Source organism: Bacteroides sp. AM54-2NS, from assembly GCF_003602935.1.
GTDB lineage: Bacteria > Bacteroidota > Bacteroidia > Bacteroidales > Bacteroidaceae > Bacteroides > Bacteroides xylanisolvens.
In genome coordinates this window covers 1-14,577 of record NZ_QTMZ01000077.1, presented here as the reverse complement: position 1 = coordinate 14,577, position 14,577 = coordinate 1, and the positions used below count along the sequence as shown (strand labels likewise).

Annotated in this window: 7 protein-coding genes and 9 pseudogenes; 1 reads left to right on the top strand and 15 read right to left on the bottom strand. The window is 48.4% G+C overall.

The window, feature by feature from the left end:
* From DXA05_RS24715 to DXA05_RS24700, 4 genes and pseudogenes are all read right to left on the bottom strand, one after another.
* On the bottom strand, positions 1-753 hold a 753-nt coding region (locus DXA05_RS24715; protein WP_128859735.1), incomplete at its 3' end, for a hypothetical protein.
* 30 nt (positions 754-783) lie between these two features.
* A pseudogene (locus DXA05_RS24710) lies at positions 784-2,378 on the bottom strand (hypothetical protein).
* A 44-nt stretch (positions 2,379-2,422) separates the two neighbouring features.
* A complete protein-coding gene (locus DXA05_RS24705) occupies positions 2,423-2,647 on the bottom strand; it encodes a hypothetical protein (protein WP_005816237.1) in 225 nt (74 codons plus the stop codon).
* 23 nt (positions 2,648-2,670) lie between these two features.
* Positions 2,671-3,432, bottom strand: a complete 762-nt coding sequence (locus DXA05_RS24700; protein ID WP_005816235.1) for a DUF4099 domain-containing protein — start codon at positions 3,430-3,432, stop codon at positions 2,671-2,673.
* A gap of 220 nt (positions 3,433-3,652) precedes the next feature.
* On the opposite strand from DXA05_RS24700, the pseudogene DXA05_RS28505 reads away from it, so the two are divergent.
* Positions 3,653-4,281, top strand: a pseudogene (locus DXA05_RS28505) (M23 family metallopeptidase).
* 162 nt (positions 4,282-4,443) lie between these two features.
* On the opposite strand, the gene DXA05_RS24685 reads toward DXA05_RS28505, so the two are convergent.
* From DXA05_RS24685 to DXA05_RS24640, 11 genes and pseudogenes are all read right to left on the bottom strand, one after another.
* Positions 4,444-5,001 carry a DUF4411 family protein gene (locus tag DXA05_RS24685; RefSeq protein ID WP_005816230.1) on the bottom strand — a complete coding sequence of 186 codons (558 nt, stop codon included), beginning with the start codon at positions 4,999-5,001 and terminating at the stop codon, positions 4,444-4,446.
* Positions 4,992-6,134 (bottom strand): ImmA/IrrE family metallo-endopeptidase, encoded by a 1,143-nt coding sequence (locus tag DXA05_RS24680; protein WP_007897423.1) that lies wholly within the window; start codon positions 6,132-6,134, stop codon positions 4,992-4,994. The genes DXA05_RS24685 and DXA05_RS24680 overlap by 10 nt, the downstream gene beginning before the upstream one ends.
* Before the next feature lie 234 nt (positions 6,135-6,368).
* Positions 6,369-6,557 (bottom strand): hypothetical protein, encoded by a 189-nt coding sequence (locus DXA05_RS24675; RefSeq protein WP_005816226.1) that lies wholly within the window; start codon positions 6,555-6,557, stop codon positions 6,369-6,371.
* Positions 6,554-7,318, bottom strand: a pseudogene (locus DXA05_RS24670) (SIS domain-containing protein); the annotation flags it as partial. The pseudogene DXA05_RS24670 and the gene DXA05_RS24675, both read right to left, overlap by 4 nt.
* Positions 7,319-7,326: 8 nt before the next feature.
* Positions 7,327-7,629: pseudogene (locus tag DXA05_RS28170) on the bottom strand (hypothetical protein); the annotation flags it as partial.
* 137 nt (positions 7,630-7,766) lie between these two features.
* Positions 7,767-9,125, bottom strand: a complete 1,359-nt coding sequence (locus tag DXA05_RS24660; protein ID WP_117713278.1) for an efflux transporter outer membrane subunit — start codon at positions 9,123-9,125, stop codon at positions 7,767-7,769.
* Positions 9,126-12,238, bottom strand: a pseudogene (locus DXA05_RS24655) (efflux RND transporter permease subunit).
* Positions 12,235-13,352: pseudogene (locus DXA05_RS24650) on the bottom strand (efflux RND transporter periplasmic adaptor subunit). Before DXA05_RS24650 ends, DXA05_RS24655 begins: the two co-directional pseudogenes overlap by 4 nt.
* A gap of 43 nt (positions 13,353-13,395) precedes the next feature.
* Positions 13,396-13,746, bottom strand: a pseudogene (locus tag DXA05_RS24645) (GNAT family protein); the annotation flags it as partial.
* A pseudogene (locus tag DXA05_RS28500) lies at positions 13,744-14,030 on the bottom strand (hypothetical protein); the annotation flags it as partial. The pseudogenes DXA05_RS28500 and DXA05_RS24645, both read right to left, overlap by 3 nt.
* Positions 14,030-14,577, bottom strand: a pseudogene (locus DXA05_RS24640) (tetracycline resistance ribosomal protection protein); the annotation flags it as partial. The pseudogenes DXA05_RS24640 and DXA05_RS28500, both read right to left, overlap by 1 nt.

The following is a 14,577-nucleotide window of genomic DNA, read 5'->3' as shown; positions in this document are numbered from 1 at the left end:
ATCGTATGCACTCTCAAACCATACAATTTCGCTTGCTTTATCCAACGGCTCGCCCGTGAGGTTGGCAATCCACAGTCCTTCACTGCTGTTGCTTCCTTCTGCCTTGCCCTTGTAACCGCCGCTACCGTCCATCTTCGGTCGTCCTCGTTCCTCAAAGCCCACAGTCTTGTCGGGTGTCTTGGGCAGTACAAGCGGAAAGGCAAGGTTGGCAAAGGTAAGTCCATCCGTCCGATGCTTAGTAGCCAGACAGAAATGCCGATGAAAAGCATACTGCGTATAGAGGTCGATGCCTCGGAACTTAAAATAGGGATAAAACCTTTTCTGCGTTTCCCTGTCCTGCGGATTGAACTTGTGGATGTCGTAGTCATTCAGGTTGAATGGCTTTCCGTCCTTTCTTGGTTCTGTAATCTTCGATGGTCTGTCCTCTATGGGTTGGTTGAGCAGTCGGTTGCAGACGAGGTTGACGAGTCGGTCAGGAGACATTCCCACCTTGTTCTCTGAAAACATTTCTGGATGCTCCTTGATGAACGAAATGACATTATACACCTTCTGCTGCGGTGGTTGGAAGCAACATTTCCCATTCTGCGTGACAATGAACTTATCACCACGCACCCGTCTGCCCTCACTGTCAGTACGCACATACGACGGATAACGCAAGCCATCTCTCTTGTTCAGATGATACCCTGCGTCCACCAGTACTTCCTGTATGCTCAACCTGTCCAGAAAGTCATCGTATGTCAGTTCACTACTCATTATAAATTATAAATTGTAAATTATACATTGTTAATATCCTCTCCTTATCTCCGTGGCAACATGATTTGCTTCTGCCTCAAAGTACCTTGCCGCAATCTCCTGTGGCGAATCCACTCCCGGTTTGAAGTAAGGACGTGGACCGCATGATGCTCTGCATAGAACTCCGGGGCTGGATGGTGATGATGGTGGCTTATGTCATGCGCCACCTCTGCTGTAACGACTGCTCCTGCCGTCAGAGCCGCCAATATCTTCGTGCCCAGTCCGGCGTTGGTTTCGGGGCGTGTCTTCATATCCACTTCACTGAAAACCTTGGAGAAGAGTTTCATGCGATGGTAGTCATCCACCGCCAAGAACTTGTCGTAGTCCTTCTGCTTGATTTCGTGCGTGATGGCTTCTCCATTGATAATGGCGGTCATGCGATACTTATCTTCGCCTTTCTTATCTCCCTCCATCGGAGGCACTTTCTCCACCATGATGTCACCGACTTTCACTTCACGCCCATGCGCTCCCTCACGATACCAACCCTTGTTCTCATTAATCAAGGCAAGGTCTTCACCTCTCACCATGGCATCGCCTTGCAACACGTCACGTCTGACAGTCTCGTCCTCTTCCAACGGAAGCAACCGTTCCTCGTCTTGTTGCTGACGCTGCTGCAACTCCTGTTCAAGTTCGGGATGCAGATGCAGGTCGATGCGCTCCTTGCTATTCAGTGTGTCCATCAGGATTTTGTCAGCAAAGTCGTCCTTGATGATGCCATTCAGCAGTTCCAAGCGTTGAACGACGGGCACTTCCTTGATGGAGTTGGAGGTGAGTTTCTTCAGTTCCTCATCTGTCAGGTCATACACCATGTCGGCATTGACGCTGTTCGACTGAATGGTCAGCGTCTTCGCATTCTCATCAATGATGATGCCATGCGATGCCAGACACTCCTGCCACTTCTCATTGGTGAAATAGACAGGCGAGGTAATCAGTTCCTTATAAGGCTTGGCTGGCTCCGTGCTTCTCGTGCGGCTGATGGAAGGCATTATGATTCCCTCCAAATCTTTCAGCACATCCTGTTGCTGAGGGCTATAACTCTGTTGCTGTCCCTTATAATAGAACCCATAACCGCCGCTCTGCAATTCGCCAGGCTTCATTCTGCCGTCCCAACGTTCAGGCACAATCGGGGCTTCGGGGAAGAACAATCGTCCTCCAACTCTGCGAAGATGGAATCCCTCCTGACTGCGTGGTGTCCAACCTAAAAAGGGTGGTGGCATATCGATGCGCCCCATCCGTCCATACTCGCCGATACCAACACGATAGCCGTGCAGCCCCATAGCTACACGACCGTTGGCATTGCGTGCATGAACGAAGTTCTTGGGCATATAGAAGTCGTTGCCCACAATGCCCGTAAAGGTATTGTAGGCTAACTTGTTGGCATGATTCGTACCCCAGTCGGTCAGAGCCAACATCTGCTTCTCGGTGATGTTATAGGTAAGCAGCGGACTGTCATGCCCTTGCACCACAAGCTGATAGCCGCTGCCATTACTCACCACATGAGCCTGCATACCATTGCGCATGAGCAAGTCACGCATCTCTGGTTGCAGGTCCATCTGTTGGGGATTCGTATTCTTTCTTATCGCCATACTTATTCTTCACTCTTCACTCTTCATTCTTCACTCTTCATTTATCATGCTTCACCGTTCTCTATTGCCTTCTCCAGTTCCTCATCTTTGTGATGGACAAACTGCTCCGCACTCTCTTCACAAATGCAGAGTCCGTTGTTCAGACAATAGCTCTCATATTCTTCCTGCCATTCAGCAGAATGATGGTTGACATACTCCAACCAACCGTACTCGCCGCTCTGTATCTTCTCGACGAGCACATCCTCTGGATAATATTTATTTGATGCCATATACTTATTATATTATGTGTAGATTATTTGTGCATGGAAAAAGAGGCGCGGTTGCGCTCTCCATTCTTCTTCTGCTCATTCCAAAGTTCTTCCGTGTATTCCTCTTCAGGCACATAGTCAAGATTACCGTCATCGCCCATTACCCAACAGCCATAGCACCCGAAGGTGTATTTGTCCCACTCTCGCTTGGTGTTCTCCTTCCACTTCTGACTGTCGCCTTGATTAATCCTTATGCCGGTCTTATCGTTCAGGTCAATACCCACCGTCACCTGTTCGTCCTCCATGATGAGCGTGAGCGGCTCACCCTTCTGCATCACGGTCAGTTCTGCCGAACTCAGTTTCAGTTCATCCTTCAGCACCTCCAAGTTGCGCCCGATGACAGGCGTAGGTACCGACATCACCTGATTGGTCTCCGTGTCAATCTGCACGAAAGCCTTGCTGCTCCTGCCATCAGCATCCTTAACATCGGCAAGGATAGCCTTTCCAGCCAGCAAGTCCTCCTGCTGTTCCTGAGTAAAAGCCTCCAATGGTGATTTCTCCAACTGCGGATAGAAGACCACATCCACCTTGCCGTCCTCCATACGGACCAACGCAAATCGGGTGCGGCTCTTCAATGTCTCGCCCTCATCATTATTCACCTGAATGGGCAGCAACGGTGAACGTCGTCCCTGACCAATATCTTCCAACGCCCACATGGGCAGGTCTTCAATCTTCTCTTGTGTGAGACCAAAACGAGCCAGTGTCTGATAAGGCACCTCGCTCTCTTCAAATCGTACTTGCTTCATACTTTAACTTTGAATTTGAAATTAAACTCATGCAAAGTTATATACCTATTCAGAGACAAGCAGAATTGCATAAGATAATGCGTGTTATTTTTGACGATTATTATTATTTGAGTTTGATTTCTGCTCAAAAATCAAACTCGATTGCTATATTATGTTACAATCTTCTTGTCTTCCCTTTGTTCTTTATGCCAGTCAAAGAATTGCTTGTTACTTTTGCACCATGAAACGATTTCTACTCATCACAATAGCAGCAATATTCTGTTCATCAGCAACAGTATGCGCTCAGTTCAATACCGTCACACAGACTAAGGTACACCGCAAGGCTGTGCCAAAAACGACGCAGTCGCAACATCCGAACAACTGCCTCCGTGCTCGCCGCATCAGCGGCGAGACTCTCTTGCCTTTGCCCCATTACAAACCCAAACGGAGCAGACCGACCGCCACACGGCACTTGTCAGTCCACTCCGTCATATCTCTGTCACCAGCCCTTTCGGCTACCGCAGAGACCCATTTACAAAAAGAAAAGCCCTACACAACGGGCTTGATTTGAAGGCAAATTACGAACCCACATACGCCATGATGCACGGCGAGGTCATCAAGGTAGGCAAGGACAAACGTTCAGGCCTCTATGTCACCCTCCGTCACGGCGACTTCACCGTCAGCTATTGCCACCTCTCCCAAACTCTCGTCACCAAAGGCACCCACGTCCGTCCCGGCATCATCATCGCGCTGACAGGCAACAGTGGTCGCAGTACTGGTCCCCACCTGCACCTCACACTCAAAGACACAAAAAAAGGACGAGCCATCGACCCGTCCATTCTTCTCAATCTTATCAAGCATCCACTCTAATAGAACGCCTTGTCTTTTGTCGTTCACATCACCCCTTCCGCATTGCAATAATGTCTTAAATATCTAATCCTCAACAATTTCTATTCTTGAAAAACAAGTGTTTTATTCACGAATATAATATGATTTCGTGAAAGATGTCATAAGATGATACTAATATCTATGCTATTTGTCAATAAAGAACCCGTTTCTATGCAGATATTCTGAAACGGTTAGTGTTCCAATCCCTATCTGCTCACACAACAAAGGAAGTTTCTTGAACAACTTACCGTCATTCTGCTGCCTTGTTTCCTCCGTCATTACTTGCATCTCTTCCAGATGGATAGCGTCCGAGTGTCGTACATTCAGTGCATAAATGATAATCTTAGCATCACCTGTTTTAAGGTATTCTTCCTTTTGCTCTATGTATTCTTCTTCAGTCAGTTCCTGCTTCTTCAGTCTTACACAGAAATTGTTGTCTATCATGTTGCTGAATCTCTCTGGGGCACATGGAAATAGATCCTTTGTCGGAATGACCAATTTCTTGTCTTTGAGGAAAGGCATCTTTTCAACTGCAATTCCTTTGGAGGTGCGTTTTGATTCATCCAGAATCACATCAAGTAGCATCAAATCCTTGCGGGAGAACGCCTCTTCCAGGAATGAGTACAACTGTCCGTCCTTATCCAAGGGAAGATAATTCTTGGCAATCATCACCAATGAGCATGTATCAACAACTATCGCCATAACTCCCTCTCAAAATTTGCTGGTTTGACATTGAGTCTCGAACAGAAAGTGGTCTCGTTGACCACTCCATTGAAATAGGCATATTGCATGGTTTTCAAGAATAGCGGAGAAATGATGGGCTTTGGTGTTCGCCCGCCTCTCTTCTCAGAGTTTTTCAACTTTTCCTGTTCCTCTCTTCTTCTGTATTCCTCTGCCAATTCACTCTTGACATTGCTGTAGCTCGAATAGCTGATTTTCCTGTCGATATACATCCTTGTATATAAGGCAAGACGGCTAATGTGCGTCCGTGCACTGATAGCCTTGAAGAGGTCAATGCAGTAGTCGTTACGGGAATCTACACATGCTATGTTAGCAAGTGTTTCTGCTTCTTGTCCCATAATGAACTGATATGCAAAATCATTGCACCATCTTTCGACATCACTGTATGAAGTCTGTGCCGAGATGTCCATCATGTCCACCGACTCCACTTCTTCAATCCCCAATAGACAATGCCCCAATTCATGCGCCAGAGTGAATATTTCTCGCTTGTAATGCTTATGATGCTTAAGCACTATCACATTGGGCTTAAGGTAAAAACCGTCAATGTTGGTTTTCTCTTTCTTGTTCCATGTCTCTATGTATTCAAAGACAAAAATGCCATGATCGGCGATTTTTTCTATCATCTTCACAAGAAACTGCCTATGATTGACAGTTTCCCCGGGATAAAAAAAATCTCTTGCACGTACGGCTACTGTCTTAGGGTCATCTTGTAGGGTGTAGTGTTCTATGTCAAACTTCACATCCAGTTGCGACAGTTTGTTGTATGCATCCAAAGCGTTTTTCAGACTCTCGAATCGGTTTACAGTACGGATCGACTCCAAGTTCAGCTCTGTTCCGAATGAGGTCTTGCGGAAGAAGATACTGCTGCTTGCATTGGTTGACAACTTAGAATAGTCTTGAAAGAAACTGACTTCTTTGTCGAATATCTCACCTATACGCTTCAACACCCCCAAATCAATAGAATCTCCACTGATGTCTGCGGCTCCTGTTATCCGTTTCCTGCCTTTGTTCAGAAGAGACAACAAGTCATCCACCGACATCTTGTATAATGCCAGCAGGTATTCTAAACGTTTCTTGTTAATCTCTACTTTCATATCAGCCTCGATTGAACTATTGTTGTTTTGATGCAAATGCTTAGGCACAATTTTGCGTTGCAAAATTACACATTTTCACTTAAATGGGCGAATTTTCATGCTGAATATCACTGGAATTTATGTTTATTTTGCTAAATCGCTACATTTTGCCACCAAAAAGACACAAAAATAGGACGAATCATCGACCCGTCCTTTTGTTTTTAGCCTTTTTCGTTCTAACCACAGCCTGCAATGTTATTCATCAACTGGTTCATCACTCGCATGTCTCATTTCGTAAACTGTCCATAAGGCTAACACACATTCAATGGCTATCACGGTAATGGCCGCAGTCATGCCCCACCAGTGGGCAATAAGCATAAAGATGCCAGCCTCAATGCACAACGCAAAGAGGATGGTAACAATAAGTGATAATATTCTATTCATTCTACGGTAACTGATTTAGCAAGGTTTCTTGGCTGGTCAACATTCCTATCCTTGTTGATGGCGATGTAATAGGCCAGCAACTGCAATGGGACGGAAACAACGAGAGGTGTAAGGCATTCGGGTACGTCGGGCACTTCAAGGCAATGGTCGGCGATGTCCTTCATTGCGTCATTGCCCTTGGTAATGATGGCGACAACCGTACCGCCACGCGCCTTCACCTGCCTTACATTACTGATTATCTTGTCATACAGCGAGTCCGTTGGAGCAATGACCACCGTGGGCATCTCGCTATCTACAAGTGCAATCGGTCCATGCTTCATTTCCGCAGCAGGATAACCCTCCGCATGGATATAGGATATTTCTTTCAGCTTCAACGCACCTTCAAGGGCGGTGGGGTAGTTGTACCCACGACCGAGATAAAGGAAGTTGCGGGCATAGGTGTATATCTTCGACAAGTTCTTGATTTTGTCAGCAAGTCCCAACACATCTTTTATATATAGGGGCATGTTCTTCAACTCCCGGACAATCCTCTCTACGGTTGCATCATCCACAGTACCACGCATCTGTCCCACGCAGAGGGCAAGCAGCATCAGCACCGTTACCTGTCCTGTAAAAGCCTTGGTAGAAGCCACACCTATCTCAGGTCCTACATGGATGTATGTCCCGGAATCCGTATTTCTTGGGATAGAGGCACCCACGACGTTGCAGATGCCATACACAAAAGCCCCCTTGCTCCGTGCCAACTGTATGGCGGCAACGGTTCCGAGCGGTCATACTTCCTTTGTAACTCCATACACTTCTCAAAGGAGAAGTCGGATGCCTCAAAAAGAGGCTGGATAAGGTGGGCGCATTCGTTCAGCAGTCCCTTGACGATGTGGATGTTCATCTCGTGGCAGTTTCGGCAAATTGCACTGTTGCAGTTGATATACCGATGACTGTTGATGAAGTCATCCACATAGCGGTCATACCGCTTGCCATTCAAAATCACATCCTGAAGATAGAGTTCTCTCGCTTCTAAGAGTAACTCAAACAATTCTTCTGCTACATCCTGTTCGGTAGCGAAGTGGGTCAGGTGTTGCTTCTCTTCAAAAAAAGAGAAGACTTTTTAATTTGTTTTTGCATACTAAATTACTTATTTATAAGTTTATGACGACTGAAATATAAAAATTACACAACATGGTTCAGTATTAGGTTATAATTCTTGTAAAGTTACATTCCTCCTCCCAACGCATGGTAAAGTTTAATTATACTTTGTATGCGTTCAAAACGAGTTTGTAACTGTTGCACTTCCGCTTCGAGAAGAGACTGTTTGGCGGTCAGCACTTCCAGATAGGTGGTATTGGAATGACGCATCAGCGATTCTGTCTTTCGCACAGCGTCGCATAATGTTTCAACCTGCCGAGCATTGATTTCAATTTGCGATTTTGCCGTCTGCCATGCGGTCAGAGCATCGTTCACTTCCTTTCCTGCGTTCAGTAATGATTGCCGGAACAACAGTTTGGCTTCTTCCTGACGGCTTTTGGCTATCTTCAAGTTGGCGATGTTTACGCCCCGGTTGAATAACGGCTGTGTCAGGGAACCGATGGCATTAAGTAACCATTGTCCGGGATTTACGATTACGCCACCGCCGTTATTAGTCCATCCAAGAATTCCCGAGAGGGTAATATTGGGATAGAAGGCGGCACGGGCCGCATTGGTGGCGTAGAATGCTTGCGCCAGTTCCATTTCAGCCTGACGCACGTCGGGACGGTTGGAAAGCAGTTGCAAAGGGACTCCGATCGAGACAGTATCGGGGAAAGCAGCCTCGGCCAGATCACTTCGTCCAATCGAGTGTGACGGCATGGCAAGTATCGCAGACAGGGCGTTTTCTGTTTCGGAAATACTCTTGCGTATGGATAACAGGGATGCTTCGAGTCGCATCACGTTCGCCTTTGCCTGCAATACGCCAGCCTCGTTTGATTTCCCCACTTTTTTCAACGCTTCAAGAGTGCGTACGGTAGTCCGCCAGTTCTCCAAAGTCCGGTTACTTATTGTCATTTGTGCGTCAAGCATGGCAAGGGTGTAGTAACTGTCTGCAATAGTGGCGACAAGCTGTGTCTGTACGGCCTGCCGGTAGGCACGGCTTCCTTGTAATGCGGCGGCTGCGCCACGCTTTGCCGCCGTAAGTTTGCCGAAGATGTCCAGTTCCCAGCTTGCCGACGCTCTCACATTATATGTCTTTGCCGTTGCTCCGTCATGTTTATTGGCATTACCTTCGGCAGTCAGTCCCAGTGATGGAAGATATGATAGTCTGGCAGTCATCAGGACGGCTTCTGCCGCTTCCACGCGTAACCGTGCCACATTGAGGTCTGCGTTCCGTTCAAGTCCGGTTTCAATCAAGGACTGGAGTTTCGGGTCGGTAAACATTTCCCGCCACGACAGGGACGCGATGGTCATTGTATCAATGTCCGCCGGCATGTCCCGATACAGATTCTCCGTTGAGAGGTCAGGGCGATGATACCGGCTGTATGTGCCACAGCCGGCAAGCATCCATCCCGACAATATGATATATATTACTGTCTTCTTCATTTAATTATGCTTAACACGTTCTTGGATATATTGGAATACAATAAACAATGACGGCACAAGGAACAACAGAGCCAAAGTACCTACAATCATTCCACCGATTACACCTGTGGCAAGCGAACGGCTGCCGTTGGCACCCACTCCGTGCGCCATCATCAGCGGGACAAGACCGAACACCATGGACAACACAGTCATCAATATGGGGCGCAGGCGGACTTTTGCCGCACTGTATGCCGCCTGTGCCAGCGTCATGCCTTCCGACCGCCGTTTACCGGCGTATTCGGTAAGCAGGATCGCTGTCTTGGCAAGCAGGCCTATAATCATGATAAGTCCGGTCTGCATGTAGATGTTGTTCTCCAGACCGAAGAGCCACGCAAACAGGAAACTGCCCATCAGTCCGCAAGGCACCGACAACAGAACCGCGAAGGGTATGAACACGCTCTCATACAAGGCGCACAGAATCAGATAGACCAGAACCATGCAGAGCAGGAATATAAGCGTGGCATTGTTGGTCGTCTTGCTTTCCTCACGCGAAATGCCGCCAAACTCGTATGTGTAATTTGACGGAAGCACTTCACGTGCCGTCTCGCCGATGGCTTCGAGCACCTGCCCCGAACTGTAGCCCTGAGCCGGAGACCCGCTAATCGAGATGGCGTTGAACAGGTTGAAACGGGTGAGGTCTGACGGGCCGTTGGTCTTGGTCAGGCGCACGAACCGGCTCAAAGGCGACATGCCGCCATCGGTGGCACGCACATACATGTGGTGCAGGGATTCCGCATTCACACGATATTCCGCCGGAGCCTGCATGGTCACATGGTAGAGCTTGGAGAACCGGTTGAAGTCGGAAACATATTGTCCGGTATAATAGCCCGACAATGTGGAAAGCACATCTGCGGGCGACACACCCGACTGTTCGCATTTGGCGGCATCGATATCCACCCAGTATTGCGGATAATCCGTGGCAAAGGAGGAATAGACTTCGCCGATTTCGGGTCGCTGCGACAAGGCTTCGACAAACTTGTCTGCCTCTTCCTTGAAGGCGGCGATGTTTCCGCCCGCCTTGTCCTGCAAATAAAGCTCGAAACCGTTTCCCATGCCGTACCCGGCAATCATCGGAGGCGACATGGCGAACACCGTGGCATCGGGAATATCCGAAGTGGCGGCATAAATCTTTCCGATGACATCATTGACCGACTGCCCCTCTCCCTTACGCTGCTCCCAGTCTTTGAGTGTCACGAAATACATCGCCTGCGAGGGACCGGAAGCGCTGAAAGAGAAACCGGCGACCGCACCGCTGTATTCAATCTCGCCGATGCTGTCGAGACGGCTGTTGATACGCTCCATCACCTTACTTGTCTGAGCCATGGATGTGCCGGGCTTCGTGTTCATGCTCACCATGACCGTCCCGGTGTCCTCTTCGGGAATAAGTCCCGTCTTTGTGACATTGACCAGCAGCACCAGCAACCCGAAAGAAATGCCTATGATGCTCCACAACAGCCATCGGCGATGGATAATGAACATCACTCCACGTACATAGCGTCGGCTCAGACGGTCGAAGACGGCATTGAACGCTTTACGGAAACGGGCTGCAAAATTGTTCTTGGTGTTGCCCTGCTCATCGATATAGGGTTTCAGCAGCAGCGCGCAAAGTGCCGGTGAGAGTGTGAAGGCATTGACTGCCGAGATTCCCACGGCAACAGCCATCGTGATACCGAACTGCGTGTAGAACGCTCCCGAAGTCCCGCCCATCATGGCAACGGGGAAAAACACTGCCATAAAGATGATGGTAGAGGTCAGGATAGCCGACGAAACGCCTTTCATGGCATCATCAGCCGCGAGAACCGCAGACTGATAGCCCTCGTCGAACTTCGCCTGCACCGCTTCCACCACCACAATGGCATCATCGACACAGTTCCGATGGCAAGCACAAGCGCGAACAGGGTGAGCAGGTTGACGGAGAAGCCGATCATGGACATCACGGCGAACGTACCGATAATGGAGACGAAAATGGATATCGTAGGAATAAGCGTGGACTTAATATCTTGCAAAAATACATATACCACCACGATAACCAGAAGTATCGCTTCAATAAGTGTCCGGATAACAGAATTGATGGAAGCATACAGGAACTTGTTGGTATCGGTAAGCACCACGAATTCCGTCCCTTCGGGCAAGTCCCGGCTGAGGTCGTCAAGCACTTCGTGAATCTCCTTGATGGTGCTTGAAGCATTGGACCCGGCTTTCTGGTTGATGAGCATCATGGCTGCCGGATGCCCGTTCACTTCGGAGGAATATTTGTAGTATTCATCGCCCAGTTCCACATCGGCAACCTCCTTCAGCCGAAGCACATTGCCGCCCGGCAGTGACTTGATGACCAACTCACCGAACTCTTCCGCGCCGGACAAGCGTCCGCGGTATTTCATCGTGTATTCATTGGCGGTAGGATGATTGGCACCGAAGGAGCCGGTGGCGGCCTCGATGTTCTGTCGTGCGAGTACGGTGGATATGTCATCGGGGATAAGCCCGTATTGCGCCATCTTGTCGGGACGCAGCCAAAGTCGCATGCTGTAGTTGGAACCGAACATCTGTGCCTTTCCCACGCCGCTGATACGTTTCAGCCTCGGCTCGACATTGATTTTCACGTAATTGTTCAGGAAGGTCTGGTCGAAGCGGTCATCGGGCGAATAGAGCGCGAAAGTCATCAGTTCGGCATTCTGCTGCTTTTCAGTGGTGACACCGGTCTTGGTGGCTTCCGCCGGAAGCTGGCTCAGCGCGCCGTTCACGCGGTTCTGCACGTTTACCGCCGCCATGTCCGCGTTGGTTCCCTGCTTGAAATAGATGTCGATGGAAGCATCGCCCGTATTCGATGCCGTGGAAGTCATATAGGTCATGTCTTCCACGCCGTTGATGGCTTCTTCCAGAGGGGTTATCACTGCCTTCTGCACAGTTTCAGCGTTTGCTCCAGGATAAGTTGCGGATACGTTGATGGTCGGAGGTGCGATGTCGGGGTATTGTTCCACCGGCAAGGAAAACATGGAAATCATGCCCAACAGTACAATCACCACCGAGATAACGCCCGAAAACACCGGGCGGTCTATAAAAAATCGCAGGTTCATTTCGTTTCGTTTTTAGGGGTTATGCTCATGCCTTCTCTCACCAGTCCCACGCCTTCGGCGACAATGGTGTCACCGACCGAAAGACCTTCTTTTACGATAAACCGGTTGCCGTCGTTCAGGCGGTCCACCGTGAGATAGGCGGCTTCCGCCTGTCCGTTTTTCAGACGGTAAGCGATAATCTTGTCCTGCAGTTCCACGGTGGCGGTCATGGGAATGGTTACGGCCTCCGTTTTCGGGTTTTGAAGGATGACATTGCCGATGCTGCCACTCAACAGTTCGCGGTCGGGATTGGGGAACAGGCTTTGATTTGTACCGTTCCGGTAACAGGATCCACCACGCCGCTTACGGTTTCAATACGTCCTTTCGCCTTGTACAGGCTGCCGTCGTTGAGTTGCAGGCCCACTTCCGGCATCCCGGCTATCATGCTGTCAATCGAGCCATAGCGAGCCAAATATCGCCGTAGCATATTCTCCGAAATGGAGAAATAGGCATACATCTCCGCATTGTCGGACACGACCGTGAAAGGCTGTGCCATATTGGGACCGACAAGCGCACCGATGCGATAGGGCAATGTGCCTACTACTCCGTTGCTCGGGCTTTTGATTTCCGTATAGGAGAGATTGTTGCGTGCATCCGATTCTTGTGCCTTTGCCTGTTCGAGTTCAGCACACGCCACTGCCAGTTGGTTCCGGGCGAGAGAAAGCTCGTAGTCGGATATGACCTTCTCGTCAAACAATGCCTGCTTGCCCCGCAGCTCGATTCTTGCCGTTTCCACTTTTGCCTGTGCCGCGCTGACATTGGCCTGCGCCGTGCGTAATGTCGCCCGATAGCACTTGGTCAATTACAGCCAATACTTGACCGGTCTTCACCCGTTCACCCTCTTTCACTTTCAGACGGATAATGCGCCCGGATATTTGCGGCAGGATGTCCACATCCTGCGTCCGCGTATGGCGGCGGAATAGGACTCGGAGATTTCCACCGGACTTGCCGCGACCTTTATGACCCGATAACTCTGCACCGCATCCTGCTTGCCGTCCGCCTGCCTGCATCCGGTCGGCAGGAACAGCATGAGAGCAAATGCGGCGAAATTCGTGATAATGAATTGCTTGTTCATATTTTCTTCTTGTTTTGTATTAATTCATAATAGGTTTGGTGTGTCACCACTGACGGATGGTATTCCACTCTTTTTCGAGAATGGCATAAACACAGGTATCTTCATATTTTGGGGAGCCGTCAGGATTGTTTACGAATGTCACAAACTCTTTGAAACATCCTTCGCGGCGCATACCAAGACGTTCGCATAAGCGTTTGGAGCGGATATTGTCATCTTCCACAAATCCATAGATACGCCGTGCGCCCGCCTCTCGGAAAAGATAATCCAACAATCCGGCTGCCGCTTCACAAGCGAATCCTTTGCCTTCAAAACGTTTGTTGAAATGCCACCCCACATTATAAGTGTCTTCATTCTCACGCAAAGCGAACACGTCACCGATAATAAAGTCATCCTTGAAACGGCAGAGCATACTGTCCATTGCCATACGCCGTGCATGGTAATGCTCGATATTTTTATCGTTCCATTCCAGTATTGTTTCACCCAATAGAGAAAATTTTATCATTTGAATATTGATATTGTTTATTTCTTTTCGGAGCTCGTCTATTTTTTTATTGCCAAGTTCTAATGCTTCTATCTCCTGCCATTCATAGAGCTATTATATGCCATACATCCGATAAGAATGGAGATAAGTATATATCCCAACCGTATTGCCTTATAGAAATTTCCTGACCGCTCCATTATTTTAATGACATTGATTTTTGGAACATGAATAAAAGTTTATCTTTTTCGTTCATGCGGATATTATCAGAATAATCGCCTTTTGTTATTTGATACCCACATGGCTTAACCATAAAAACGCCTAAGCCCTTAGTGTACGAACTTACTTCTGAGGCATAGTCTTTACTTGTATTTAATGGAACTTTCCCTTTAATATGACACCACTCATTATTGCAACTGATGTCTTCAATCTCAGACATCAGTTTTTGCAAATCTGTAATAGCTTTGGAACTTGCCGCTTGGGGTATCTGCAACTCAAAATAGAGCATCGGTTCGAGAATGTCCACACCTGACTGTTGCAAGGCCAGCCTGAAGACATAAGGGGTCAGCTGTCTGAAATCAGCAGGTGTACTTACCGGGCTATAATACTCGGCTTGAGTAAAAGTTACTTTCAGATCAGTCACTTCCCATCCATGTAAACCAGATTGGCAAGACATACGAATCCCTTCAAAAACGGCATTTTGAAAAGAATGGTTCAGATAACCATAGGAGATGTCACTTTCGATTT